Genomic DNA, 24519 nt, shown 5'->3' with positions numbered 1-24519 from the left:
GCAAAGCCTATGCAAATCTATCTTGATCACAGTGCAACCACACCGCCTCATCCCGATGTTATTGCTAAAATGCAAGCGGTTTTAAGCCAACATTGGGGAAATCCTTCTAGCCTTCATGCTTGGGGAGAACGTTCCGCGATGGAAGTGGAAATGGCGCGAGTGGAAACGGCGCAGTTGATTAATGCCCAGACACCCGAGACCATTATTTTTACTTCTGGGGGAACAGAAGCGGATAATTTAGCGTTACTGGGAGTTGCGGATCAATATGCGTCTCCCCAACATTTAATTATTTCCAGTGTGGAACATTCTGCGGTTGAAAAAACTGCCCAGCGTCTAGAGAGGTGGGGTTGGGAGGTCACTCGTTTACCTGTGAATCAATATGGACAAGTTCATCCGTGGGATTTAGAACAAGCGATTCAAAGGAATACGGTTCTGATTTCTGTTATCTATGGACAAAGTGAAGTGGGGACGCTACAACCGATCGCGCCACTGGGAAAAATTGCCCGCGCTAGAGGCATTTTATTCCACACGGATGCGGTACAAGTCGCCGGACGCTTACCAATTGATGTCCAACAACTTCCTGTGGATTTACTGTCTCTTTCTGGTCACAAAATGTATGGGGTACAAGGCGCAGGTGCGTTGTATGTTCGGGAGGGAATGGAACTCAACCCCTTACTCACAGGCGGTGGACAAGAAAGACAATTGCGCTCAGGAACGCTAGCGGTGGGCGCGATCGCAGCGTTAGGGGTCGCCTCGAAATTAGCAAGACTCGCGATGCCGACAGAAACGCCACGTTTGCAGGGCTTACGGGATCAATTATTTGATTTACTTGCCGATTGTCCTCATTTAATTCCTACAGGACATCCGCGCGAGCGACTTCCTCATCATGTCAGTTTTGCGGTTAAAAGCCCAGTGGAAGTAATTACAGGACAAACCTTAGTTCGTCAATTAAACTTAGCTGGAATCGGCATTAGTGCTGGCTCTGCTTGTGATAGTGGTAAACTGAAACCGAGTCCGATTTTGCTGGCGATGGGCTATTCTCAGGAAATGGCGATGGCTGGCATCCGCTTAACCTTAGGACGCAGTACCACCGCAGCGGATATGGAGTGGACAGCATTAGTTTTAAGACAAGTTTTACAACGGTTAATTGAAGAGTCAAGTTTGGTATTAACAAAATAAAGTAATGATGGAGTTTCCAGTCACCTTAGAAAGCGCGATCGCGCAAGCAAAACAATCAACACTCACCGCCTTAGAAGCTGGGTTAACTCGTTTACAAGTGGAGTTAAGAATCCCAGAAATTGCTCTGCAAGGGGAAAAGATTGCTAAAGAATTTGCTGATTTATTGGAAGATGATTATGGATCAGGTTTAAAAGTTTTATTTCCCGACACTGGCGCAGCAGCTTTAGCGAGACGCAATTGGGCAGATGTGTCTTTTCAAGTCAATGATTTAGGCAGTCGCAACACTCCCATTGAGAAAAAAGTATCAGAAGACGACCAAATGTTCTTACTGGTTTCTCCCTCGGCGGTGGAAGTGCAAAAAGTAGAAAAACTCTGTAATCTTGCTGGTGATCGTCCAGTGATTCTCTTAATTCCACAGTTAGAAGATGTGGCGACTGTGGGAATTGGTTATGCAGCAAGGCAATTACGAGAACGGTTTTTAAGCACCCTTGAAAGTTGCTATTATTTACAACCTCTTGAGGAAGCAGCGCTTCTCAAACGGTATCCTTCATCATGGCAATTGTGGATTGAAAAAGGCGAAAATAATTATGAATTCTTTTGTGAAGAACCCGAAAAACCTGTCGGTGATACATTAGATCGCTTACTCAGAAAAGCATCTGGAGAAGATGTTTCTGCTGAAGAAACTCCCGCCTTTGCTTCTAAACCCGCGAGAAAACAAGGGATTTTTAATAGCTTACAACGCTTCTTAAAAGCCCTTAGTCAGTAATCATCGCAATTTTTGGAGTGACGAAGTAGCTGCTTAATTTTTGTTGTTTGCGAGACTAATGACCAATGACTAATGACTAATGACTATGAATATTAATCTTGCTTTTGATATTGCCAACCTGTTTGTTTTACCCTTTTGGGCTTTAATTATTTTTCTTCCCAATTGGGGCGTGACAAAAAAAGTCATGTCTTCTTATGTGCCTTTTATTATTTTAGTCGGTTTTTATATCTTCTTTTTTGCGAATACTTTAAATGCGGAATCAGCCGAAGCCTTATCCAATCCAGATTTACCGACGATTAGCCAATTCTTTGGTGAAGAAAGTGCTGCTGCAACGGGATGGGCGCACTTTTTAGTCATGGATTTATTTGTCGGTCGCTGGGTTTATTGGCAAGGACAAGAAAAAGGAATTTTTACCGTTCATTCCATTATTTTATGTCTATTTGCTGGTCCAATTGGACTTCTTTCTCACATTATTACCGCTTGGATTACAGAACAATTCTTTAAAAAATCAGAAACGACAGAAGCCACCTCTAGTTGAGGCGTTGAATTATGAATGATCCTCTCCGTGGGTTTAAATCTCAACCTTGGAAACCGCTGTTTCTCGTTGCTTTGATTACCATTGCGATCGCCAGCGCGATCGATTATTTATTGATCTTCCTGATTTCTAATCTTCCCGCCCTCCAACAAAGCATTTCAATTGTCTTATCACCCCCTCTCGGGATCTTACTCCCTTTAGCAGCAGCAGCAGGAGTTGGCGTTTTGGGGGTTATTGTTTGCGATTACTTCCAATCTCAAATCTTTTTGAATGCAGGGAGTTTATGGGCGTTAGTGCTTTGTTTATTAATTATTCTTGGATTAACGAATTTACTTCCTTTACCCAGCTTTTTGGTTTCTCTTTCTTATCCGACCTTTTTGGGAATGATGGTGGGTGTGTTTTGGAAAGGTCGTTATTACTGGCGTTAGTCTCAAAAAAAGAAAGGAGACGGGGATTAATCCCATCTCCTTTTTTTCAAGCAATAATCAGTGATTGATTATTGTTGCATTTGAGGAACATACTGTTCTTTTTCTGGAATATCAGTATATTCAGAAAGAATTTGACGGAATTCATCGCCATCAATGGTTTCTTTCTCAATCAGCAAGTCCACAAGGCGGTCAATGGCAACTCGGTGATCACGAATGATGCGACGGGCATTATCGTGACATTGTTCGACAATTTCCCGCACTTGAGAATCAATGCGAGAGGCAATTTCTTCGGAATATTCGGAACGATTCATGAGTCCACCGCCTAGGAAAACTTCACTATTTTGGCTTTCTAAAGACATCGGACCGAGATCCGACATTCCGAAGCGAGTGACCATTTGACGCGCCATTGCGGTTAGTTGTTGTAAGTCACCGCCAGCACCAGAGGTCACTTCGGCATCGCCAAAGACTTCTTCTTCAGCAGCACGACCGCCTAATGCGCCTGTAATACGGGCTTTAAGCTGCGATCGCGAGACGAGCATTTGTTCTTCACTGGGCGTAAACCAAGTTAATCCTTGGGCTTGTCCACGGGGAATTAAAGTAACTTTCTGTACTGGATCGTGATCAGGAATTAACGTTCCGATAATAGCATGACCGACTTCATGGTAAGCAATCAACCGCTTGCTCTTGCTATCCACTAATGGTGTTCCTTCCATACCAGCGACCACCCGATCCACTGCATCATCAATTTCAGCTAAGGTTATCGCAGATTTACGACGACGCGCTGTTAAAATTGCTGCTTCATTGAGCAAGTTCGCTAAATCAGCCCCTGTGAAGCCAGGAGTCCGTCGCGCGATCGACTCTAAAGAAACATCAGGATCTAATTTCTTGTTCCGCGCATGAACATTAAGAATCGAAATCCGTCCTTTGACATCTGGTGCATCAACAGTGACCTGACGATCAAAACGTCCAGGACGTAACAATGCGGTATCAAGGACATCAGGACGGTTGGTTGCAGCAATAATGATAATCCCTGTATTGCCTTCAAATCCATCCATTTCGGTGAGTAACTGGTTCAGGGTTTGTTCCCGTTCATCGTTACCGCCACCAATACCAGCCCCACGCTGACGACCCACAGCGTCGATTTCATCAATGAAGATCAGACAAGGGGCGTTTTCTTTTGCTTTCTTGAAGAGGTCACGGACGCGAGACGCACCGACCCCAACAAACATTTCCACAAATTCCGAACCGGAAATGCTGAAGAAGGGAACGCCAGCTTCACCAGCGATTGCTTTTGCCATTAGGGTTTTACCAGTTCCTGGGGGGCCAACTAATAAAGCGCCTTTGGGGATTTTCGCGCCCACTGCGGTAAATCGTTCTGGTTGTTTCAAGAAAGTAACCACTTCCTGTAGTTCTTCTTTGGCTTCCTCTACACCAGCGACATCATCAAAGAGAACCCCAGTTTTCGCTTCCATTTGGAAACGAGCGCGAGATTTACCAAAGTTCATCGCTTGTCCGGGACCGCCACCCGCGTTATTAGAACGACGGAAGAGGAAGAATAAAGCCCCAATCAGGAGAACTGGGAAAATTAAATTGCCTAAGAAGCCCCAAATGGCACTGTTGTCGCCACTATCGTGGGAGTCAATAGCAACATCTGCTTCCCGCATTTTTGTAATCAGTTCGGGGGCATTTTCAGGGAGATCGACGCGATACCGTTGAGTGCTGCCACTAAGTTGAGGGTCACTGGCTTGTACAATTGCTGTTCTGCCATTATCGTACAAATCAACCGACTGTACCCGCTCGGATTCTAAATATTCTAAGAAGCGACCATAACTCAATCTTGTATTGGCTGAGTTACCGCCGGTGAGTTCTCCAGCATTGGGAGAGAAAGTTCCCTGCCAGAGGAAAAAACCAACCACGAGGATCGGTAATGTCCAGAGTAAGATTACCCGCCAAGGTAGTTTCATTGTTTAAGTCCTTTGTGTGTCTTACTATAATGCTTAAGTCAAGCTCTTTTTTTCAACGTCTCCCATGAGGAAGATTATTTAAAAGTTTTGTAACTTTCTATTCTATATTTTGTGCTTCTTAACCTAACTTAACATATTTCTCATTTGTTTGTCCTTTGTCCCTTGTTGTCGAATAACCAATGACGAAATAAAAAACCCCCAAAATTGGGGGGAATTCGGGAAAAAGCAATTAGTTAAACCTTCTTACTGATCACTGGTCACTGAATTAATAAGTTTCAACGTGCCAACGTCCAGCTTTCTTCAGACTCTTCTGGAACTGAGACCAATCTTCGCCATGTTTTTGCGCTTCTGCGGAAAGGGCTTCGTCAATGCCATCTTCCATTCCTTTCAAACCGCAAATATAAGCATGGGTTTTCTCATCTTGCAGTAATTCCCAAATTTCGGACACTTGCTGGGCAACCCGATTTTGGATATACATTTTCTTACCATCGTCTGTTTTTTGTTCCCGACTGATGGCGTAAGTAAGACGGAAGTTGTCGGGGTATTCTGCTTGCATTTTTTCTAAGTCTTCCTTGTACAAGATATTCTCGGTATAGGGAACCCCAAAAATCAACCAAGCAAATCCGTTAAACTTATAGTCTTCATGCTTTTCTTGGAACATCCGACGCAGATAAGCACGATAAGGAGCAATTCCAGTTCCCGTTGCCATCATAATGATATTGGCGTTGGGATCTTCAGGTAAGAGCATTTCTTTCCCCACTGGACCGGTAATGGTGACATCAGCGCCTTCGTCAAGGTTGCAGAGATAGCTAGAACAAACCCCATAGATAGTTTCATTGGTTTCGGGATGTTGATACACCAATTCCCGCACACAAAGAGAAACAGTATTGTCATCGCCTTTATCCCCATGACGGGTGGAGGCGATGGAATATAAGCGCAGTTTGTGGGGTTTTCCTTTGTCATCTTTTCCAGGAGGAATGATCCCGATACTTTGCCCTTCCAGATAGCGCATATCGCTATTAGAAACATCAAAGGTGAGATGACGAACGCGACCGACTCCACCTTCTTTCACCAGTTCTCGGTTTTCAATACATTTTCCAATGAGAGGGTTTTTTGGCTTGTAGATGTTAACCGGAACATCAGACTTCCCTTTGGATTTGGTTTTTGCTTTGCTGTCAGTCATGGCTGCTTGTTGATCTTGCTGCCCAACTGTCCCAGCCTGATCTGAGTGATTATTATCGTTTAGAGGCTTGATACTCACAATTTTCCCACCCATGCGAGTAATGCGTTGCATTTCTTGATTCATGCGGTTATAGGGAACCGTGATGTAAACACTGCCACTTTTACGAATTGGTGATTCGATTTGATCAGTGACTTCGTTTTGCTTTAAACCAACGACCTCGTAAACAAAGAAGCGATTGGCGTATGCTGTGTTATTAACTGTATTGGCTGACGGGGTGGGACCGTACATGATTTTCTCTCTCCCAATTTCTGTTTTAACTTATTTTACAAAGATTATCTTATGGATTGTTGCTTTAAAAGAGCCAGTGGTATGATCCAATGCTAAACTTTCTGGATGCAGATAGACTGTTGACTCGGAAACTTTCCTAACCCAATAGGGTAACACTATCTCGTCTCTAGGTTACAGGTGTTTCTCTAATTCTGTGCTGTATTCTTCGTAGGTTTTTGCGCCGACGAGGGTTTCTACTTGTTCGCCTCCCTTAAAGAACATCACGGCGGGAATGCTTTTGATGGCAAAGCGTTTGGCAACGGGCTTGTGCTCATCGAGATCCAGTTTCCGAATTTGAGCGCGATCGCTGTAAGCCCCATTTAACTGATCAATCAAAGGGGAAACTAATTTACACGGTCCACACCAAGTTGCAGTACAGTCCACAACTAACACGGATTCATTCGCAATCAGTTCGTCGAGTTCGGTTTCGCTTTGAATATAAGGGGTTTCTGCCATGCTGGTTGCTCCTATTTGTTAAGTTTGATTAACTCTACCCTATCAGATGCGCGATCGCGAGGGAAAGCTCTCCTCGGTTGATCTGACAAAGAAAAATAAAGTAGTTTTCACTCTCGTGTTCTTTGTTCTTTGGTAACTGATCACTGTCCTCAATAGGTGAACCTTAAATTTAATAATTTGTTTACGTTTTAAATCATACAAAAAATATTTTTTTATGAACTATTTTGAAGCAGAGGAAATCTGCCAACTCAACTGATTAAAATAGGAAAAAGAGAGCAAAAATGCGGGTCGTCAAAAAAGCGATTGAGTATCAGATCAAACATCGTAAAATCGATCACATTTTCTCGAAAAATTGCGATTAGATCAATTGTGAAGGGGAAGATTAGATGCTAACTAAAACCGAACGATTTGTGCCCGGTCAATGGGTAGAAAATATTGATGTCCGCGACTTTATCCAAAAGAACTATACCCCCTACACTGGTGACGAATCATTTTTAGTGGGCGCAACAGAAGAAACGAAGAATCTCTGGGAAAAAGTCCAATTGTTAATGGAAGAAGAGCGAAAAAAAGGGATTTTAGATACAGAGACAAAAATTCCCGCAGGAATTACCGCTCACGCCCCTGGTTATATTGATCCAACCTTAGAAAAAATTGTTGGCTTACAAACCGATCAACCCCTCAAACGCGCCATTATGCCAGCTGGGGGCATTCGGGTTGTGAAAAAATCTCTCGAAGCCTACGGTTATCAACTCGATCCAGAAACCGATGAAATTTTTACGAAATACCGTAAAAGCCATAACGATGGTGTTTTTTCCGCCTATAGCAAACAAATGCGTTTAGCCCGTCACTCTGGTGTCATCACGGGGTTGCCCGATGCCTATGGGCGCGGTCGCATTATTGGCGATTACCGTCGCATTGCCCTTTATGGGATTGACCATTTAGTTGCTGATAAAAAAGCACAACTGGATTCCCTAGAAGAGGAAACGATGACTGAAGATGTGATTCGTTTACGGGAAGAAATTACAGAACAAATCAAAGCCCTGAAAGATTTGCACACCATGGCAGCCAGTTATGGTTTTGATCTTGCTTACCCGGCGGAAACGGCTCAAGAAGCGATTCAATGGACTTATTTTGGGTATTTAGGGGCGGTCAAAGAACAAAATGGCGCTGCAATGTCCTTAGGGCGGGTGTCAACGTTCCTTGATATTTACATTGAACGGGATCTAGAAAAAGGTTTGATTGATGAATGGCAAGCCCAAGAAATGATTGACCATTTCGTGATGAAGTTACGGATGGTGCGTTTCTTGCGAACACCAGAGTATAATCAACTCTTCTCTGGGGATCCGACTTGGGTCACGGAAGGTTTAGGCGGGATGGGCTTAGATGGTCGTCCTTTAGTGACACGGACTAACTTCCGATTTCTCCATACCCTTTATAACTTAGGACCGGCTCCAGAACCGAATTTAACGGTACTGTGGTCAGAACACTTACCGCTTAATTTCAAACGTTACTGTGCCAAGGTTTCCATTGATACCAGTTCCATTCAGTATGAAAATGATGACTTAATGCGGGCGGAATACGGCGATGATTATGGGATTGCTTGCTGTGTTTCTGGGATGCCTATTGGGAAACAAATGCAGTTCTTTGGCGCCCGGGTGAATCTGGCGAAAGCGTTACTGTATGCCATTAACGGTGGAAAAGATGAAAAATCAGGGGAACAGGTTGCCCCTCCCAGTGAACCGATTACGTCTGAGTATCTCGATTATGAGGAGGTGATGGCAAAATTTGAAGGTTTAATGGGTTGGCTATCGAAACTGTATGTGAACGCCCTGAATATCATCCACTATATGCACGATAAATACGCTTATGAACGTCTGCAAATGGCATTGCACGATCGCGATGTGTATCGGACGATGGCCTGTGGGATGGCAGGATTATCCGTGGTAACAGACTCCCTTGCTGCGATTAAATATGCCAAGGTGAAAGTGCTACGGGATGACAATGGCTTAGCCGTCGGTTATCAGGTGGAAGGCGATTATCCGAAGTTTGGCAATAACGACGATCGCGCTGATGACATTGCTGTGAGCTTAGTGAGTGATCTCATGAATCACATCCGTCAACACCCCACCTATCGCCAAGCAACGCCCACGCAATCCATTTTGACCATCACCTCCAATGTGGTCTATGGCAAGAAAACTGGGAATACTCCCGATGGACGCGAAGGCGGAAAACCCTTTGCACCGGGAGCCAATCCCATCCATGGGCGGGATACCAAAGGCGCGATCGCTGCGTTATCATCCGTGGCAAAACTGCCTTATGACAATGCCAAAGATGGCATTTCTTACACCTTCTCTATTATTCCGCAAGCCCTCGGCAAAGGAGACGACAACCGCATCACCAACTTAACGGGAATGTTAGATGGTTACTTCCACGACCGTGGTCATCACGTTAACATCAATGTTCTCAACCGAGAAACCTTAATTGATGCTATGGATCATCCAGAAAAATATCCACAACTGACCATCCGAGTTTCTGGTTATGCGGTGAACTTTATTAAACTAACGCGGGAACAGCAAGAAGATGTCATTTCTCGCACTTTCCACGAAAAAGTGTAACGCCTGACGAAACGAGGGTCATTGCGATAAATTAGCAAGAGCGTGACTCGCTTTCAAACCCTAAAGATAAAGCGGGGTCACGCTTGGAGAACAATCTCTGACTAAAATTATTATTCGTGATTCGTTCTCCCTTGTGACTCATTTATGAATCCAGATCAATCTGAAACTCACCTTGACCCTTTCCATACAACCACAATGCCAACACCAACCCAAGGACGAATCCACTCCGTCGAAAGCTGTGGTACAGTCGATGGACCGGGGATTCGATTTGTAATTTTCACCCAAGGCTGTCCCCTCCGTTGTCTCTACTGTCATAACCCTGATTGTTTTAACCCAGAAAATGGAACTGAAGTCGCCGTTGACGAGCTCATCTCAGAAGTTGAAAAATATCGGTCTTATATGCGCTTTTCTGGGGGCGGGGTGACAGTAACGGGGGGAGAACCCCTGATGCAGCCTCAGTTTGTGGAAGCGATTTTTCAACACTGTCAAGATCTCGGGATTCATACCGCATTAGACACTTCTGGTTATGTCCCCCTAGCAGCAGCCAAACCCGTGCTGGAGAAGACCGATTTGGTCTTACTGGATATTAAATCTAGTGTCCCAGACATTTATCGCAGTGTTACTAGTGTTGCTATTGAACCCACACTCAAATTTGCTCGGTATCTTGACGAGATCAATAAACCCACTTGGATTCGCTTTGTGCTAGTTCCAAATCTCACTGATCCCATTGATAATCTTAAGAGATTAGCGGAATTTGTTTCTAGTTTGCATAATGTAGAGAAGCTGGAAGTTTTGCCCTTTCATCAAATGGGTGCTTATAAATGGGAGAAACTCGGTTATAAGTATCAACTTCAAGACACAGAACCACCAAAACCAGAGTTAATTGCTAGTACAATTCACCTCTTTCAAAGCTACGGTATCAATGTTAATTAGTTATTCGTCATTAGTCATTCGTCATTAGTCATTGGTCATTAACTACTGCAATAAAAGACGAAAGACTAATTATTTCAAGGCGTTCTCTAGAACGTCTCACGACAAATAAAGGAGACCTCATACATGACTGTTACCAACCTCCAAGAACTCGAAAATCTGATTTCCCAAGTGAAAGCAGCCCAAGCGCAATATGCCACTTACACCCAAGACCAAGTGGATGCTATCTTTAAGAAAGCAGCGTTAGCTGCCAATATGAATCGCATTCCATTAGCAAAAATGGCGGTTCAAGAAACGGGAATGGGGGTGCAAGAAGACAAGGTGATCAAAAATCACTTTGCTTCGGAAATGATTTATAACAAATATAAACATGAGAAAACCTGTGGGATCATTGAATCTGATCCTCACTATGGGATGCAAAAAATAGCAGAACCGATTGGAGTTTTAGCAGGAATTGTTCCTACGACTAATCCCACTTCTACGGCAATTTTTAAGGCTCTACTGGCGCTGAAAACTCGCAATGGCATCATTTTTTCTCCTCACCCTCGCGCGAAACAATGCACCATTGATGCAGCGAAAATTGTGCGCGATGCAGCCCTAGAAGCGGGTGCGCCCCCTAATATTATTGGTTGGATTGATGAACCGACCATTGAACTGTCTCAAACTTTAATGCAGCATCCCAGTGTGAATTTAATTCTCGCCACAGGGGGACCGGGAATGGTAAAAGCTGCTTATTCTTCTGGTAAGCCATCTTTAGGCGTTGGTGCGGGAAATACCCCTGCTGTCATTGATGAAACCGCAAATATTCCCATGGCGGTGAGTTCAATTTTAATTAGTAAAACTTTTGATAATGGGATGATTTGCGCCTCAGAACAATCGGTGATTGTGGTGGATGATGTCTATGAAAAAGTGAGAGAAGAATTCATTGCTCGTGGGGCTTATATTCTCAATGAAGAGGAACGAGAAGCGGTTCGTAAAGTCTTAATTGTTGATGGACGGATTAATGCTAAAATTGTCGGTCAATCCGTCGATACAATTGCGGAAATGGCAGGAATTGAAGGGGCAAAAGGGAAAAAAGTTTTAATTGGAGAAGTGGAGGATATCAGTTTAGAAGAACCCTTTGCTTATGAAAAATTGTCTCCTGTTTTAGCGATGTATCATGCCCAAGACTTTGAAGAGGCAACGAAAAAGGGACAACAATTAATTAGTTTAGGGGGACGGGGACATACATCAGTTCTTTATACTGCTCAACAAAATCATTCTCGAATTTTGCATTTTGAAAGCATTCTCACCACAGGACGGGTGTTAATTAATACGCCTTCTTCTCAGGGCGCGATCGGCGATTTGTATAACTTTAAACTCGATCCGTCATTAACCTTGGGTTGTGGTACTTGGGGTGGTAATTCTGTCAGTGAAAATGTTGCTGCCCATCACCTTTTAAACATTAAAACGGTTTCTGAGCGACGGGAAAATATGTTATGGTTCCGTGTGCCACCGAAAATCTATTTCAAGTTTGGTTGTTTACCGATCGCGCTGCAAGAATTAAAAGGAAAAGAACGGGCGTTTATTGTCACGGATAAACCTTTATTTGATATGGGGTTACTGAAAGAAGTGACTGAGGTTTTAGATGATATTGGTGTCGAACATCAAGTTTATTATGATGTTCAACCTGATCCCAAGCTCGCGGAAATTAACAAAGGCGTGGAGGCGATGAATCAATTCCAGCCTGATGTTATTATTTCCTTTGGTGGCGGTTCGCCCATGGATGCAGCCAAAATTATGTGGTTGCTATACGAACATCCAGAAGTGGAGTTTGAAGGGGTTGCTACCCGCTTTATGGATATTCGGAAACGGGTCTATGACTTACCGCCATTAGGGGAAAAAGCGATGATGATTGCGGTTCCGACAACCTCGGGAACGGGTTCTGAGGTCACGCCGTTTGCTGTGGTAACCGATGAGAAAACGGGAATGAAGTATCCTCTTGCGGATTACGCCCTCACGCCAAATATGGCAATTGTTGACCCCGAGTTGGTGATGAATATGCCAAAACGGTTAACCGCTTACGGGGGAATTGATGCTTTAACCCATGCCTTAGAAGCCTATGTTTCGGTGGTGGCGACAGAGTTTACCCAAGGGCTAGCTTTAGAAGCAGTAGAATTGCTGTTTAAGTATCTCCCCAATGCCTATAAATATGGGGCAAATGACCCCGTGGCGCGGGAAAAAGTCCATTATGCAGCAACGATCGCGGGAATGGCGTTTGCCAACTCTTTCTTAGGAATTTGTCACTCTATGGCGCACAAATTAGGGGCGACCTTCCATGTGCCTCACGGTTTAGCCAACGCGCTGATGATTGCTCATGTCATCCGTTATAACACGACGGATGCACCGTTTAAGCAGACGATTTTCCCCCAATATGAATATCCTCATGCCAAAGAACGGTATGCGCGGTTAGCGGATTATCTTAAACTGGGTGGGGAGACGCTCGATGATAAAGTGGAAAACTTAGTCAGCGCGATCGAAAATCTCAAACAAAATCTTGATATTCCTCTGACCATTAAAGAAACCCTGCAAGGGGAAGATCGAGAATTTTATGAGAAGCTGGAAAATCTTGCTGAACAAGCCTTTGATGACCAATGCACCGCAGCTAATCCCCGTTATCCCCTGATTAAAGACTTGAAAGAGTTGTATGTTTTGGCGTATCAAGGCTGTCGCGTGGATAGCATGATGTATCATACCGAAGAAGAAGATAGCACAGCAGATTCTATGGCATAATTCAAAGCCATTACAGGTGCAGCCTCCTTAAAATCCCCCCTTTTTTCTAACTAGGGGGGAAATTAATCTTTGCTGTTCGTTTTAAAAAAGGTTAATTTGCTGTAGGGGATTTGCTAATAGTTACTAAGTCGAAGGCTTAAGTTTTGATTCATTTACTGAGGATCAGCAAGCACTAAGAGCAGTTCTGTACAGTTTAGCGGTAATTGGTGAAGCGGTAGGACTGAGAGAAATTAAAAATTTATCGATGATCAGTAGAGAATGCAGAACTGGGATCTGTTATTGTCCGATTGTTAACGGGAAAATAAATCTTCAACGCGACCTTAGACTGAGCAGTTGGGAGGAAGTCAACTTGTAGAGTGTATTATCTTAATGGTAAGATGCAGATTTAGCACCCAACATAAGACTAAATACTTATCAACCCTGCTGGGCTACTCAAAAGAGATTGCTTAGGTTTGTTCACTTTTCCTTGCTAAGAGCAAACTGTAAGAGCGTTCCCGATTTCTGAAGAGTATTGGGTTTTAAAAACTTGTTTGATGATTCTAATATAGGGAGAACTTATGACAACTGAATCGAATCGTGTTGTATTAATCGGTGTAGCTGGAGACTCTGGCTGCGGAAAGTCCACGTTTCTGCGTCGCCTTAAAGACCTATTTGGCGAACAGTTTATGACTGTGATTTGTTTAGATGACTATCATAGTCTTGATCGCAAAGGAAGAAAAGCAGCAGGTGTTACCGCCCTGAATCCTAAAGCGAACAACTTTGACCTCATGTATGAGCAAGTGAAAGCACTGAAAGAAGGTCAAGCGATTGATAAGCCGATTTACAATCACGAAACGGGAGAACTTGATCCCCCAGAACGCATTGAGCCGAATAAAGTGGTTGTGATTGAGGGATTACATCCACTCTATGATGAGCGCGTGCGAGAATTACTGGATTTCAGTGTTTACCTTGATATCAGTGATGAAGTCAAAATCAACTGGAAAATTAAGCGTGATATGGCGGAACGCGGTCACACTTACGAAGACGTGCTTGCGTCTATTAATGCTAGAAAGCCAGACTTCACAGCTTACATTGAGCCTCAAAAAGAATTTGCTAATATCGTCATTCAAGTTTTACCAACGCAACTGATTGAAGATAAAGAAAGTAAATATCTACGGGTGCGCCTCATCCAGAAAGAGGGTGTGGAAGGATTTGAGCCCGTTTACTTATTTGATGAAGGTTCGACCATTGACTGGCGCCCCTGTGGTCGTAAGTTAACTTGTGCTTATCCTGGTATTAAACTTTTCTATGGTCCAGATAGCTACTACGGTCATGAAGTATCCGTCTTAGAGGTAGATGGCTATTTTGATAACCTAGAAGAAATGATTTATATTGAAAGCCATTTAAGCAAGACCGCAACTAAATTCTACGGTGAAATGACTGAGCTTCTGTTGAAACACCCTGATGCGCCAGGAGCGAATGATGGAACGGGTTTATTCCAAGTCTTAGTGGGCTTGAAGATGCGGGAAGCCTACGAACTCTTAACCCAAGAAACCAAAGCAGCAGTAAGAGTGTAATTCTTTGGTTAGAGAACCATAACAATCAGATTCGCGGGGGAATAATTCAGACTCTCCCGCATTTTTTAATTATCTTAGAAGTAATAATGTTCCTTTAACAAAAATCATGTTACGCTTTTGGCTGGTTTGCTTTGGTCTTTTATTTGTGGTTGTCGAGATTTGGGAAGGGTTGAGAGAGCTAACCCTTACCTTTCCATTATGTCTTTTGGGGGGATTGATTCTCGCGATCGCGTCCAATCTGAAATTTGTTTCTCCCCCTACTCAATCTTCTCAGATGAGGCTTCCCCCTGATTCTTCGTCTGATTAGTTGTTTCGCCATTTCAAAATGGGTTTGAGGATTAAAGTGATTAAATACGCGATCGCGCTGACTAAAATAATGGTTGCCCCAGAGGTTAAATTTAAGGTATAAGACAGCCCTAAACCAAGGGTAACAAAAAGCAAACTCAAAACAACTCCTAAGCCCATCATTGCTTTTAAGTCTTTCACAAATTGACTGGTTACTGCTGCGGGCATGGCTAATAAAGCAATCACTAAAATTAAACCGACTACTTGCATCATCATCGCCACAGCAAGGGCAATAATTCCCATTAATAGTAAATAAATTTGATTGACGGGAACATTGCGAACGGTAGCAAAGGTTTCATCAAAAGAGATGGCAAGTAATTCTTTATAAAATAAATAAACTAAGACAATAATAATGATATCAATGACGAGCATAATCCAGAGATTGGTGGTGGGAACAGCTAAAATGCTCCCAAATAAATAACTTTCTAATTCTGCCTTATAACCTGGGGTTAAATCTGTTAAAATCACACCAATTGCCATCCCAATTGCCCATAACATTCCAATTGCCGTATCGCGCCTTAAATGCTTATTTCGTTGCACTGCGCCCATTAAAAGGGCTGACCCCAAACTAAAGCCTAACGCCCCTAAAACGGGATTAAATCCTAAGAAAAATCCTAAGCCAACACCGCCATAAGCTGCATGAGCAATTCCTCCCGCAACAAAAACAATGCGATTAACAACGACTAAACTACCAATAATTCCCCCTGCAATGCTAACTAGAATTCCAGCGATAATAGCATTCCGAAAAAACTCATATTGAAGGGCTTCAAGCATTATTATTTCTATCCTGTTGATGTTCTGCTAAAAACCGTTTGGAGACATGAACTAATTGCTGAACCCGATCGCCATAAGTCTGTTCTAACAGTTCTGAGGTAAGTTGATTTCCCCCGTGATAATGGAAGGTGCGATTTAAACAGCCGATCGTTTTCACATAAGCAGAAACCGCACTAATATCATGAGAAATCATAAGAATAGTGACAAATTCATTTAACTGACGTAATAGTTCATAAAGGGTTGTGGAAACATTTTGATCTAAATTAGCGGTGGGTTCATCTAATAACAGAATTTTCGGTTCTGTGGCTAATGCCCTGGCAATATAAACCCGTTGTTTTTGTCCTCCTGAAAGTTCAGATAAAGCGCGATCGCGCCACTTTAATAATCCCACTTGTTCTAAAACCCGATCCACAATCACTTCATCTCGTTTTCTATAATGTTGTAAGAGTCGCCGTTTCCCCAAACGTCCCATTCTGACAACATCCGCCACAGTAATTGGAAAGGCAGCATCAAACTGCATAATTTGGGGAACATAACCAATATATTGTCTTCCTTTTTTTACAGGTTCTCCTAAAATTTTAATCTCACCTTTTTGGTGGGGAATCAACCCTAAAATCACTTTAAATAACGTTGTTTTTCCGCCACCATTGGGGCCAATAATCCCGATATAATCTCCTTCTTTAACGAACAAATTAATCCCTTCTAAAACCGATTCCTGATCATAATGCACCCAAAGATTTTCAATCCTAATAATTTCTGATTGTGCTGACAAACTCAATGTACTCATTTTCACGTTTCAATTCTATTGTTGATCTGGTGTCTGATTTAAAGCAGTTTCAAAAACATCGGTAACCGATTGCATATTTTCCAGCCAGTTTTCGGCTAAGGGGTCAATTTCTAAAACTTCTGCATTGACAGATTGCGCGATCGCGTTTGCACTTTGCACCCCAAACTGGGGTTGTACAAAAATAACACTAATTTTCTCTGCTTTTGCTTGTTTCACAAACTGAGATAATTCTGCAGCACTGGGTTCAGTTCCCCCAACCTCAATGGGAATCATTTCTAAATCATAGTCTCTGGCAAAATAGCCCCAAGAGGGATGAAAAACCATAAATGTTCTCTGGTCTAAGTCAGCGAGAGTGGCTTCAATATTTTGATCTAAAGTTTCAATATCGCTGATCAAAGCATCTAAGTTTTCTTGGTAAGTATTAGCAGCATCAGGATTCAGTGCAACCAGTGTGTTATAAATGGTTTGCGCTTGTTGTTTCACTAACGCAGGTGAAAGCCAAATATGAGGATCAAGATTGACTGCTTTTTCTTCTTCTTCTCCGTGATGATGGGCGTGATCATGTTCTCCGTGATGATGGTGTTGCGCGATCGGTTGACGGTCAATTCCTTGAGTTAAATCAACAATTTTCATTTCCGAATTCGCACTTTCAATCCGATCCATCCAGGCTTTTTCAAAAGGAACTCGCATCCGCAGATAGGCTTCCGCATCACTGAGAGCTTTCATTTGTTGGGGTTTGGGTTCATAGGTTGCAGGAGAAGCCCCTGGTTGCACCATGACATTGACATCAACTGTATTACCGCCAATCCGTTCCACAAAATATTTTTGCGGAAGAATGCTGACTGTAATCTCCAATTTTTCGGTGACAGCTTCAGGAGTAGTCTCATCAGGTGTTTCTGGTGTTTCATTAACAGAGGGGGTTCCACATCCCACCCACAAAGTTGTCATCGAGAGTAAAGCAATGAGCTTAATGAAAGGATGTTGTTTCATGGCTTCGGACATAAAGTGATAATCATTATCATTATAAGTCCCTTCGGATCAAAACTCAATCTCCTGACAAGGATGGGTTGAACTTAAGCTAAGTTTCCCACCTCTAGACGCTTAAACATCGCTTTCCGAGCTTTCTGGGCTAACTCATCTTCCAGAGGTGAAAGTTGAATGGTTTTTTGATATTTCAATTCCAAAGCGGTTTCAATCAGCCAATCCGCAAGAAAGGGATTTTTGGGGAGAAGGGGGCCATGGGCATAGGTCGCGATCGCGTTGCCATAAAATGCTCCCTCATAGCCATCTTCCTGATTATTGCCATTTCCAACAATGACTCTTCCCAAGGGCTGGACATTGCCTAAATAGGTGCGTCCGCCATGATTTTCAAACCCGATCACAATCGGGGGTTCACCGGTGCGTGCTTGTACCATCTGCGCGAGGGGAGAAGCGGTTAAACGGAACACAATATTGCCAATGCAGCGATCGGCTTTATTACCAGGATGCTTACTGACTAAATCAAAAATCCCTAAGCCTTCGATGCGTTCCCCATAAGCAGGTTCATAATAATGTCCTAACAGTTGAGGTGAACCACAGGTAAAAACGCCGGGTGTTCCGCCTTCAATTTTATTACGCAAGATTTGAGCTTTTGCCCCTTTTAAGTCTCGCATGACAATCTCTTGCTGACGGTCTTGTGCGCCCCCGCCAACAAATAAATCAATCTCTTCAAAGGCGGTTGCGGTTGCATCTAAATCGAGACGAACCACTTTCACCTGTAAGCCCCGCCATTGACTGCGCTGTTGCAGACAAATCACATTTCCGCGATCGCCGTAGGTACTCATTAAGGTGGGATATAGCCAGCCTATGGTTAATTCCATCTTTCATTCGTCATTGGTTAGGGTTTGCTGAAGGTGAGAGAAATTAATTTTATAGCCTTTCTTAGTCTGTTGAGGTACAAAGCGAGTCGATGGATGTTCATGGTTCATGGTTCATGGTTCATTGATTAACAACCAACAAATAACAAATAACGAAGAACAAAGAACAAAGAACAAAAATTTAGAATGTACCTCAAGAAGCGTGAAAACTGCTATAGATTACCGTAATATTGCAAAAAAAGCCACAGATGGGGGGAACATCTGTGACGAGGAATCATTATTCAGTGACCGTTTAGCCTAAGACTTTTTTCGCGGTTTCAACAACATTTTCAGTGGTGAAACCAAAGTTTTTCATAGCCACGCCACCAGGAGAGGATGCACCAAAGTGATCGATACCAATGACTTCACCTTCAGCGCCGACATAGCGACACCAGCCAAATGTTGTTCCCGCTTCAACAGCCACTCGTTTCGTTACCACTTGCGGTAAAACTGACTCTTTATAGCCTGCGTCTTGTTCTTCAAACAGTTCCCAACAAGGCATAGAAACAACGCGAACATTTTTCCCTTCTTGACGAAGTTGTTCGGCTGCATTGACACAGAGTTCAACTTCACTCCCTGTACCAATTAGAATCAGTTCTGGCGTGCCGTTGCTATCAGAAAGGACATAACCCCCTTTAGCTGCTTTTTCAATGGAACTTCCTTGTAAATTAGGGAGTTTTTGACGAGAGAGTGCGAGGAGGGTGGGAGCATGAGGATTTCCTGCTGCACGTTCGACAGCAACTTTATAAGCCCCAGAGGTTTCATTCCCATCAGCAGGACGGAAAACAGCTAATTCTGGAATCGCCCGTAAGGAAGCAACTTGTTCAATGGGTTGGTGAGTTGGACCATCTTCACCGACACCGATGGAGTCGTGAGTCATTACCCAAATTACCCCAGCGCGAGACAGTGCAGAAAGACGAATTGCACCGCGCATATAATCAGTAAAGATGAGGAAGGTTGCGCCATAAGGGATTAAACCAGAATTGTGGAGTGCCATGGCGTTACAAATCGCGCCCATGCCATGTTCACGAACCCCAAAGCGGAAGTTACGGTTTTCGTAAGCGCCTTTTTGGAAGTCACCACTGGATTTGACGTAGGTTTTGTTGGAGGGTGCTAAGTCAGCGGAACCACCGACTAAACCAGGTAACACGGGGGAAAGGGCATTTAAGACTGCTCCCGACTGGTTACGAGTGGCATCGGCTTTATCATCAGGGGTGTAAGTAGGGAGTGCATCTTCCCAACCTGCTGGGAGTTCACCGCTAATGAGTTGCTGGAGATTCTTCGCGTCTTCGGGATATTTGCCCTTATATTCTGCAAAGAGTTGATTCCACTCTTGTTCTGATTGCGCTCCGCGATCGACAGCTTTACGGAAGTGGCTGAGTGCATCTTCAGGAACTTCAAATTCGCCGTACTCCCAACCGAGTTCTTTCCGAGTCGCTGCGACTTCATCTTTTCCTAAAGCGGCCCCGTGAACATCATGGGTGTTTGCTTTATTGGGAGAACCAAAACCGATGACCGTTCTGACTCCAATAATGGAAGGTTTATCGGTGACTGCTTTTGCATTAGCAATGGCTTTTTCTAGACCTTCAAGGTCAGTATTACCATCTTCAATAACTTGTGTATGCCAACCGAGGGCTTCATAGCGTTTCATCCGATCTTCGGTGAAAGAGAGTTCGGTTTCGCCATCAATGGAGATGTGGTTGTCATCGTAAAGTGCAATGAGTTTACCGAGTCCAAGGTGTCCTGCGAGAGAACAGGCTTCATTAGAAACGCCTTCCATTAAGTCACCATCACTGGCGATGACGTAAGTGTAGTGATCGACAATTTGACAATCAGGTTTGTTAAAACGAGCAGCGAGATGGGCTTCTGCTGCTGCTAAACCGACAGCATTAGAAATTCCTTGTCCGAGGGGGCCTGTGGTCACTTCTACCCCTTCAGTCATAAAGTTTTCGGGGTGACCGGGGGTTTTGGATTCCCATTGACGGAATTGTTTAATATCGTCTAGACTAACGCTATCGTAACCGGTGAGATAAAGCAGGGCATATTGCAACATACAACCATGTCCTGCGGAGAGAACGAAGCGATCGCGGTTGAACCAATGGGGATTTTTGGGGTTGAAGCGCAGAAATTTATCCCAGAGGACAAACGCCATGGGAGCAGCCCCCATGGGTAAGCCAGGGTGTCCAGAACTGGCTTTTTCGACGGCATCAATTGCGAGAAAGCGTATGGAATTGATGCAAAGTTGTTCGAGTGATTGAGTAGCAGCGACCATAATTGATTCTTCTGTAACTACGGTTGACTGGAAAATTTTTTTAAGGGGTTTTCTCCGAGAACCCAACGAGATCTGAGCAGTGCCCATAATTCCCTTCTATCTTTACAGAAAGTGGGATCAAGGGGCAAGCTCGTTTGGGATGTGATTGATCAGCGGACTCCTTAAGGATATTTTTTAAAGGCTAATGTAATGTTATGACCGCCAAATCCAAAGGAGTTGGATAATGCACAGTTGACCACTGTTTCCCGAGCGGTATGGGGGACATAATCGAGGTCGCAGTCTGGATCGGGGTTTTCGAGATTAATGGTGGGAGGAATTTTATCCTGCGCGATCGCCATGACGGTTGCCACGGCTTCAATGCCTCCTGATCCGCCCAGCAAGTGTCCTGTCATGGATTTGGTGGAACTAATAGCGACTTGATAGGCGGATTCTCCAAGAGCTTTTTTGAGGGCTTTGGTTTCGGTGACATCGTTGGCGGAGGTGCTGGTGCCATGAGCATTGACATAACTGACTTCTTGTGGTTGAAGATTGCCATCTTTTAAAGCCAGCGCGATCGCGCGAGCAGCGCCAGTCCCTTCAGGGGTGGGGGACGTAATATGGTAAGCATCACAGGTCATCCCATAACCGACGATTTCGCCATAGATTTTCGCGCCTCGTGCTTGGGCGTGTGCCAAGGATTCTAAAATGAGAATCCCAGAGCCTTCACCAATAACAAAGCCATTTCGATCGCGATCAAACGGACGACAAGCGTGTTCAGGATCATCATTGCGTGTGGAGAGAGCTTTTGCCGAAGCAAACCCAGCAACGGTTAAAGGGGTAATTGCTGCTTCTGTTCCGCCACAAATCATGGCTTGAGCCTCTCCCCGTTGAATAATCCGAAACGCATCGCCGATGGCATTCGACCCAGCAGCACAAGCTGTAACTGGACAGGAATTGGGTCCTTTTGCCCCGACATGAATTGCAGTTAAGCCAGCAGCCATATTCGCAATCATCATCGGGACCATAAAAGGGCTACACCGACTCGGTCCCCGATTCAAATAAACCTCTTGCTGATCTTCGAGGACTTTAATCCCACCAATTCCCGTCCCAATCATCACCCCAACTTGATCCGCATTCAAGTCATTAATCTCCAACTGGGCATCACTCAGGGCTTGGAAACTAGCAGCCAAGGCAAATTGAGCAAACCGATCCATGCGTTTGGCTTGCTTGCGGTCTAAATACTGATGGGGATCAAACCCCTTCACCTCTCCTGCAATTTGGCTACTGTGAGCCGTCGGATCAAATTTGGTAATTTTGCCAATTCCATTTTGCCCTGCTAAGAGGGCTTTCCAGTAGGTGTCTAAGGTATTACCGACGGGAGCGACGACACCCAATCCCGTCACTACCACGCGTTGATTTTGCGAATTTGCCATAATTTTCGATGTCTCTTTTGGGGAGTGTACCTGAGTAATGCACTCGGAAGATTAGGAAGGAGTCGCTGCTTTTTCTTCAATATAGTCCACAGCTGCTTGGACGGTGGCAATTTTTTCGGCAGCTTCATCAGGAATTTCGATGTCAAATTCTTCTTCTAACGCCATTACTAATTCCACGACATCGAGGGAGTCTGCCCCTAAATCTTCAGCGAACTTGGATTCAGGCTTGATGGTTTCTTGATCTTGAATTTCGAGTTGTTGAGCAACAATGCCTTTGACTTTGTTAAACGTTTCTTGATTCATTCCTTAATTTTCCTTAATTAATTCAATCCCAAATTAGTTATCGGTCTTAGCATTCTATATCTTATCGGAAAGCGGGAAGAGAGAAAATGCTTCTGGGATTCCGCTTGAGATCTACCCTATCGGTTTCACCGTAGAGTTACCAAAGAACAAAGAACCAATAACAAATAACGAAAATTTACCATGTGTCTCCTCCGAGAATTGCTATCAAACGATAATGTTCCAAAGCGGAAACTGAACCTCTTGCGAGTGGTTTGTGAGGAACTTTGCTAGCGTAGAGATGACTGTTGTCGTTTGGAGAACGATCACGAAATCTTAAGAAAGTATTAAAGAATAGGCTACAATGAGAAAATTGTGTGCCGATGGAGGATAAAAGTGTTTACACGACTAGCTCACCAACATCGCCAATTTATTCAGGACTTGGTCATGAATTTACAGGCCCTTGCTATCGTTTTAGAAAGGCGAGGCTACCTTGCGTCTTGTTATACTTGCGGTCAAGAAATGAATAGTGCTTCCTTTATGGTTAGCTTAGGAGACAATCACCTGATTCGCTTTCTGGTCTCTGATTATGGCATTACGTGGACAGAATTGTGCGATGATCGCGAACTGATGAAATTAGAAGGTGCAGAAGCGATTAATCAACTGCAAGAGTTGGCAAATCTGGTGAAAACGCAAGTTTGTACCACTGAGATTGAACCTGATCCGCAATCTCCCCACTTGCTGAAAACTGAGCATTAATTCAGTCTCGAATCTGGTCAGGATCAACTTTGGTCTGAGACACTGGAAAGACAGTGCGTTTAAGGAGAAAGGACTCATGGATCAAGAGCAATTGATGAATGTTATTCCAGTGGGAATCGCCGTTATTATTGGCATTGGTGCTTTTTTAATGATGTTTACCACGGTTTTTACCACTCGGCGTTAAACATTTGACAGCAGTTTTTAATTGGGGTGGGTTAGTGGCAAGTTAAAGGGAGAATGGTAGTCTTAAGGACGATGACCCGCTATGATAAGAAGTTTGTGGTCGCAAAATCTGTCGAAACGAACGTCGGAGAAAAGGGGGTTGCTGTGTAGCAGTAAATTCTGTGACTGACTTCCTTTTTGTGGCGACCGTTGATTAGGGTCAATTCGTAGTGCGTTCGAGTAAACAACGTGGACTTAGAACAAATTTTTCAAACTCCCCATCCCGTGATTGGTGTTGTTCACCTGCTGCCCCTCCCTTCTTCTCCCAGGTGGGGCGGTAACTTAAAAGCTGTCCGAGAACGTGCCGAACAAGAAGCTACGGCGTTAGCTGCTGGCGGTGTGGACGGTATTATTATAGAAAATTTTTTTGATGCCCCTTTTGCCAAAAATCAAGTGGATCCGGCGGTTGTGAGTGCGATGACGCTCATTGTGCAACGGGTAATGAATTTGGTGATGTTGCCTGTGGGGATTAATGTTTTACGAAATGATGCGAAAAGCGCGATCGCGATCGCGTCTTGTGTCAATGCTCAATTTATCCGCGTCAATGTCCTGACGGGGATTATGGCAACGGATCAAGGGGTGATTGAAGGAGAAGCTCATGAGTTAATGCGCTATCGGCGAGAATTAGGCTCAGAGGTGGGCATTTTTGCTGATGTTTGTGTGAAGCACGCTTATCCTTTAGGCAATCCGCCTCTCGCCATGGCGGTACAAGAAACGGTTGAGCGGGGGCTGGCTGATGGCATTATTATTTCTGGTGGAATGACGGGTGATCCGCCCACTTTAGAGGATTTAGAAATCGCTGCTGGGGCTGCTGCGGGGAAACCCGTTTTTATTGGCAGTGGCGCGACATGGGATAATGTTCCTCGTCTGCTGGGTGCAGCCGATGGCGTGATTGTGGCGAGTTCTCTCAAGCGCAATGGTAATATTAAGAATCCGATTGATCCGATTCGGGTCAGTCAGTTTGTGGAAGCGGTGCGAGAAGCTGAAAATAGCCAACAAGAGCCGTTTTCCTTTTCTGGGAAAGCATGACTGCTAGGATTAAATTGTTCTCATGCTACGCACG

At 44.0% G+C, this 24519-nt stretch carries 21 protein-coding genes; 11 read left to right on the top strand and 10 right to left on the bottom strand.

From position 1 onward, the window contains the following. Positions 1-9 precede the first annotated feature (9 nt). From PCC7418_RS02730 to PCC7418_RS02715, 4 genes are all read left to right on the top strand, one after another. The gene (locus PCC7418_RS02730; RefSeq protein ID WP_015224648.1) at positions 10-1179 is read left to right on the top strand and encodes a cysteine desulfurase family protein; all 1170 of its coding nucleotides are present in this window, start codon (positions 10-12) and stop codon (positions 1177-1179) included. 4 nt (positions 1180-1183) lie between these two features. Then, positions 1184-1945 (top strand): DUF1995 family protein, encoded by a 762-nt coding sequence (locus tag PCC7418_RS02725; protein ID WP_015224647.1) that lies wholly within the window; start codon positions 1184-1186, stop codon positions 1943-1945. A 79-nt stretch (positions 1946-2024) separates the two neighbouring features. Further along, positions 2025-2483 carry an ABA4-like family protein gene (locus PCC7418_RS02720; RefSeq protein ID WP_015224646.1) on the top strand — a complete coding sequence of 153 codons (459 nt, stop codon included), beginning with the start codon at positions 2025-2027 and terminating at the stop codon, positions 2481-2483. An 11-nt stretch (positions 2484-2494) separates the two neighbouring features. Then, positions 2495-2908 carry a hypothetical protein gene (locus PCC7418_RS02715; protein ID WP_015224645.1) on the top strand — a complete coding sequence of 138 codons (414 nt, stop codon included), beginning with the start codon at positions 2495-2497 and terminating at the stop codon, positions 2906-2908. Between the two features lie 68 nt (positions 2909-2976). On the opposite strand, the gene ftsH2 is transcribed toward PCC7418_RS02715, so the two are convergent. The 3 genes from ftsH2 to PCC7418_RS02700 all read right to left on the bottom strand — a co-directional run bounded on the left by ftsH2 (position 2977) and on the right by PCC7418_RS02700 (position 6838). Then, positions 2977-4872 carry an ATP-dependent zinc metalloprotease FtsH2 gene (ftsH2, locus tag PCC7418_RS02710; RefSeq protein ID WP_015224644.1) on the bottom strand — a complete coding sequence of 632 codons (1896 nt, stop codon included), beginning with the start codon at positions 4870-4872 and terminating at the stop codon, positions 2977-2979. Between the two features lie 265 nt (positions 4873-5137). Continuing rightward, a complete protein-coding gene (gene petH / locus PCC7418_RS02705) occupies positions 5138-6343 on the bottom strand; it encodes a ferredoxin--NADP reductase (RefSeq protein ID WP_015224643.1) in 1206 nt (401 codons plus the stop codon). A 171-nt stretch (positions 6344-6514) separates the two neighbouring features. Continuing rightward, a complete protein-coding gene (locus PCC7418_RS02700; RefSeq protein WP_015224642.1) occupies positions 6515-6838 on the bottom strand; it encodes a co-chaperone YbbN in 324 nt (107 codons plus the stop codon). A 386-nt stretch (positions 6839-7224) separates the two neighbouring features. Between PCC7418_RS02700 and pflB the strand changes: the two genes are divergently transcribed. The 5 genes from pflB (at position 7225) to PCC7418_RS02675 (ending at position 15018) form a co-directional block, all read left to right on the top strand. Next, positions 7225-9453: a formate C-acetyltransferase gene (gene pflB / locus PCC7418_RS02695; protein ID WP_015224641.1), complete on the top strand. Its 2229-nt coding sequence runs from the start codon at positions 7225-7227 to the stop codon at positions 9451-9453. Between the two features lie 144 nt (positions 9454-9597). Beyond that, the gene (gene pflA, locus PCC7418_RS02690; RefSeq protein ID WP_015224640.1) at positions 9598-10386 is read left to right on the top strand and encodes a pyruvate formate-lyase-activating protein; all 789 of its coding nucleotides are present in this window, start codon (positions 9598-9600) and stop codon (positions 10384-10386) included. A 123-nt stretch (positions 10387-10509) separates the two neighbouring features. Next, positions 10510-13155, top strand: a complete 2646-nt coding sequence (gene adhE / locus PCC7418_RS02685) for a bifunctional acetaldehyde-CoA/alcohol dehydrogenase (RefSeq protein ID WP_015224639.1) — start codon at positions 10510-10512, stop codon at positions 13153-13155. 557 nt (positions 13156-13712) lie between these two features. Continuing rightward, entirely contained in the window at positions 13713-14711 is a 999-nt protein-coding gene (locus PCC7418_RS02680; protein ID WP_015224638.1) for a phosphoribulokinase, read from the top strand. 106 nt (positions 14712-14817) lie between these two features. Continuing rightward, complete coding sequence (locus tag PCC7418_RS02675) at positions 14818-15018, top strand: hypothetical protein (protein ID WP_015224637.1); 201 nt, start codon at positions 14818-14820, stop codon at positions 15016-15018. On the opposite strand, the gene PCC7418_RS02670 is transcribed toward PCC7418_RS02675, so the two are convergent. The 7 genes from PCC7418_RS02670 to acpP all read right to left on the bottom strand — a co-directional run bounded on the left by PCC7418_RS02670 (position 15015) and on the right by acpP (position 22499). Beyond that, positions 15015-15830: a metal ABC transporter permease gene (locus PCC7418_RS02670; protein ID WP_015224636.1), complete on the bottom strand. Its 816-nt coding sequence runs from the start codon at positions 15828-15830 to the stop codon at positions 15015-15017. The genes PCC7418_RS02675 and PCC7418_RS02670 overlap by 4 nt on opposite strands. After that, positions 15823-16617, bottom strand: a complete 795-nt coding sequence (locus tag PCC7418_RS02665) for a metal ABC transporter ATP-binding protein (protein WP_015224635.1) — start codon at positions 16615-16617, stop codon at positions 15823-15825. Before PCC7418_RS02665 ends, PCC7418_RS02670 begins: the two co-directional genes overlap by 8 nt. A 15-nt stretch (positions 16618-16632) precedes the next feature. Beyond that, positions 16633-17619: a metal ABC transporter solute-binding protein, Zn/Mn family gene (locus PCC7418_RS02660; protein WP_015224634.1), complete on the bottom strand. Its 987-nt coding sequence runs from the start codon at positions 17617-17619 to the stop codon at positions 16633-16635. Positions 17620-17690: 71 nt separating this feature from the next. Beyond that, positions 17691-18476, bottom strand: a complete 786-nt coding sequence (locus PCC7418_RS02655; protein WP_015224633.1) for a type 1 glutamine amidotransferase — start codon at positions 18474-18476, stop codon at positions 17691-17693. A gap of 289 nt (positions 18477-18765) precedes the next feature. Continuing rightward, positions 18766-20784 (bottom strand): transketolase, encoded by a 2019-nt coding sequence (tkt, locus tag PCC7418_RS02650; RefSeq protein ID WP_041596407.1) that lies wholly within the window; start codon positions 20782-20784, stop codon positions 18766-18768. 161 nt (positions 20785-20945) lie between these two features. After that, positions 20946-22196, bottom strand: a complete 1251-nt coding sequence (fabF, locus tag PCC7418_RS02645) for a beta-ketoacyl-ACP synthase II (protein WP_015224631.1) — start codon at positions 22194-22196, stop codon at positions 20946-20948. A gap of 51 nt (positions 22197-22247) precedes the next feature. After that, positions 22248-22499: an acyl carrier protein gene (gene acpP / locus PCC7418_RS02640; RefSeq protein WP_015224630.1), complete on the bottom strand. Its 252-nt coding sequence runs from the start codon at positions 22497-22499 to the stop codon at positions 22248-22250. Positions 22500-22871: 372 nt separating this feature from the next. Here acpP and PCC7418_RS02635 point away from each other — a divergent pair, with 372 nt between their 5' ends. Together PCC7418_RS02635 and btpA are read left to right on the top strand one after the other, a co-directional pair. Next, entirely contained in the window at positions 22872-23234 is a 363-nt protein-coding gene (locus tag PCC7418_RS02635) for a DUF1815 family protein (RefSeq protein WP_015224629.1), read from the top strand. A gap of 411 nt (positions 23235-23645) precedes the next feature. After that, positions 23646-24485, top strand: a complete 840-nt coding sequence (gene btpA, locus PCC7418_RS02630) for a photosystem I biogenesis protein BtpA (protein ID WP_015224627.1) — start codon at positions 23646-23648, stop codon at positions 24483-24485. The last annotated feature ends 34 nt before the right edge of the window (positions 24486-24519 follow it).

This window comes from Halothece sp. PCC 7418, assembly GCF_000317635.1.
Classification (GTDB): domain Bacteria; phylum Cyanobacteriota; class Cyanobacteriia; order Cyanobacteriales; family Rubidibacteraceae; genus Halothece.
The sequence above is the reverse complement of the archived record's forward strand: the minus strand, read 5'-3'. Positions and strand labels throughout refer to the sequence as shown.

Excerpts from the sequence above, each read along its gene's own strand:
- PCC7418_RS02730 (WP_015224648.1), top strand. The coding sequence starts at position 10 with ATGCAAATCTATCTTGATCACAGTGCAACCACACCGCCTCATCCCGAT.
- PCC7418_RS02725 (WP_015224647.1), top strand. The coding sequence starts at position 1,184 with ATGATGGAGTTTCCAGTCACCTTAGAAAGCGCGATCGCGCAAGCAAAA.
- PCC7418_RS02720 (WP_015224646.1), top strand. The coding sequence starts at position 2,025 with ATGACTATGAATATTAATCTTGCTTTTGATATTGCCAACCTGTTTGTT.
- PCC7418_RS02715 (WP_015224645.1), top strand. The coding sequence starts at position 2,495 with ATGAATGATCCTCTCCGTGGGTTTAAATCTCAACCTTGGAAACCGCTG.
- ftsH2 (WP_015224644.1), bottom strand. The coding sequence starts at position 4,872 with ATGAAACTACCTTGGCGGGTAATCTTACTCTGGACATTACCGATCCTC.
- petH (WP_015224643.1), bottom strand. The coding sequence starts at position 6,343 with ATGTACGGTCCCACCCCGTCAGCCAATACAGTTAATAACACAGCATAC.
- PCC7418_RS02700 (WP_015224642.1), bottom strand. The coding sequence starts at position 6,838 with ATGGCAGAAACCCCTTATATTCAAAGCGAAACCGAACTCGACGAACTG.
- pflB (WP_015224641.1), top strand. The coding sequence starts at position 7,225 with ATGCTAACTAAAACCGAACGATTTGTGCCCGGTCAATGGGTAGAAAAT.
- pflA (WP_015224640.1), top strand. The coding sequence starts at position 9,598 with ATGAATCCAGATCAATCTGAAACTCACCTTGACCCTTTCCATACAACC.
- adhE (WP_015224639.1), top strand. The coding sequence starts at position 10,510 with ATGACTGTTACCAACCTCCAAGAACTCGAAAATCTGATTTCCCAAGTG.
- PCC7418_RS02680 (WP_015224638.1), top strand. The coding sequence starts at position 13,713 with ATGACAACTGAATCGAATCGTGTTGTATTAATCGGTGTAGCTGGAGAC.
- PCC7418_RS02675 (WP_015224637.1), top strand. The coding sequence starts at position 14,818 with ATGTTACGCTTTTGGCTGGTTTGCTTTGGTCTTTTATTTGTGGTTGTC.
- PCC7418_RS02670 (WP_015224636.1), bottom strand. The coding sequence starts at position 15,830 with ATGCTTGAAGCCCTTCAATATGAGTTTTTTCGGAATGCTATTATCGCT.
- PCC7418_RS02665 (WP_015224635.1), bottom strand. The coding sequence starts at position 16,617 with ATGAGTACATTGAGTTTGTCAGCACAATCAGAAATTATTAGGATTGAA.
- PCC7418_RS02660 (WP_015224634.1), bottom strand. The coding sequence starts at position 17,619 with ATGTCCGAAGCCATGAAACAACATCCTTTCATTAAGCTCATTGCTTTA.
- PCC7418_RS02655 (WP_015224633.1), bottom strand. The coding sequence starts at position 18,476 with ATGGAATTAACCATAGGCTGGCTATATCCCACCTTAATGAGTACCTAC.
- tkt (WP_041596407.1), bottom strand. The coding sequence starts at position 20,784 with ATGGTCGCTGCTACTCAATCACTCGAACAACTTTGCATCAATTCCATA.
- fabF (WP_015224631.1), bottom strand. The coding sequence starts at position 22,196 with ATGGCAAATTCGCAAAATCAACGCGTGGTAGTGACGGGATTGGGTGTC.
- acpP (WP_015224630.1), bottom strand. The coding sequence starts at position 22,499 with ATGAATCAAGAAACGTTTAACAAAGTCAAAGGCATTGTTGCTCAACAA.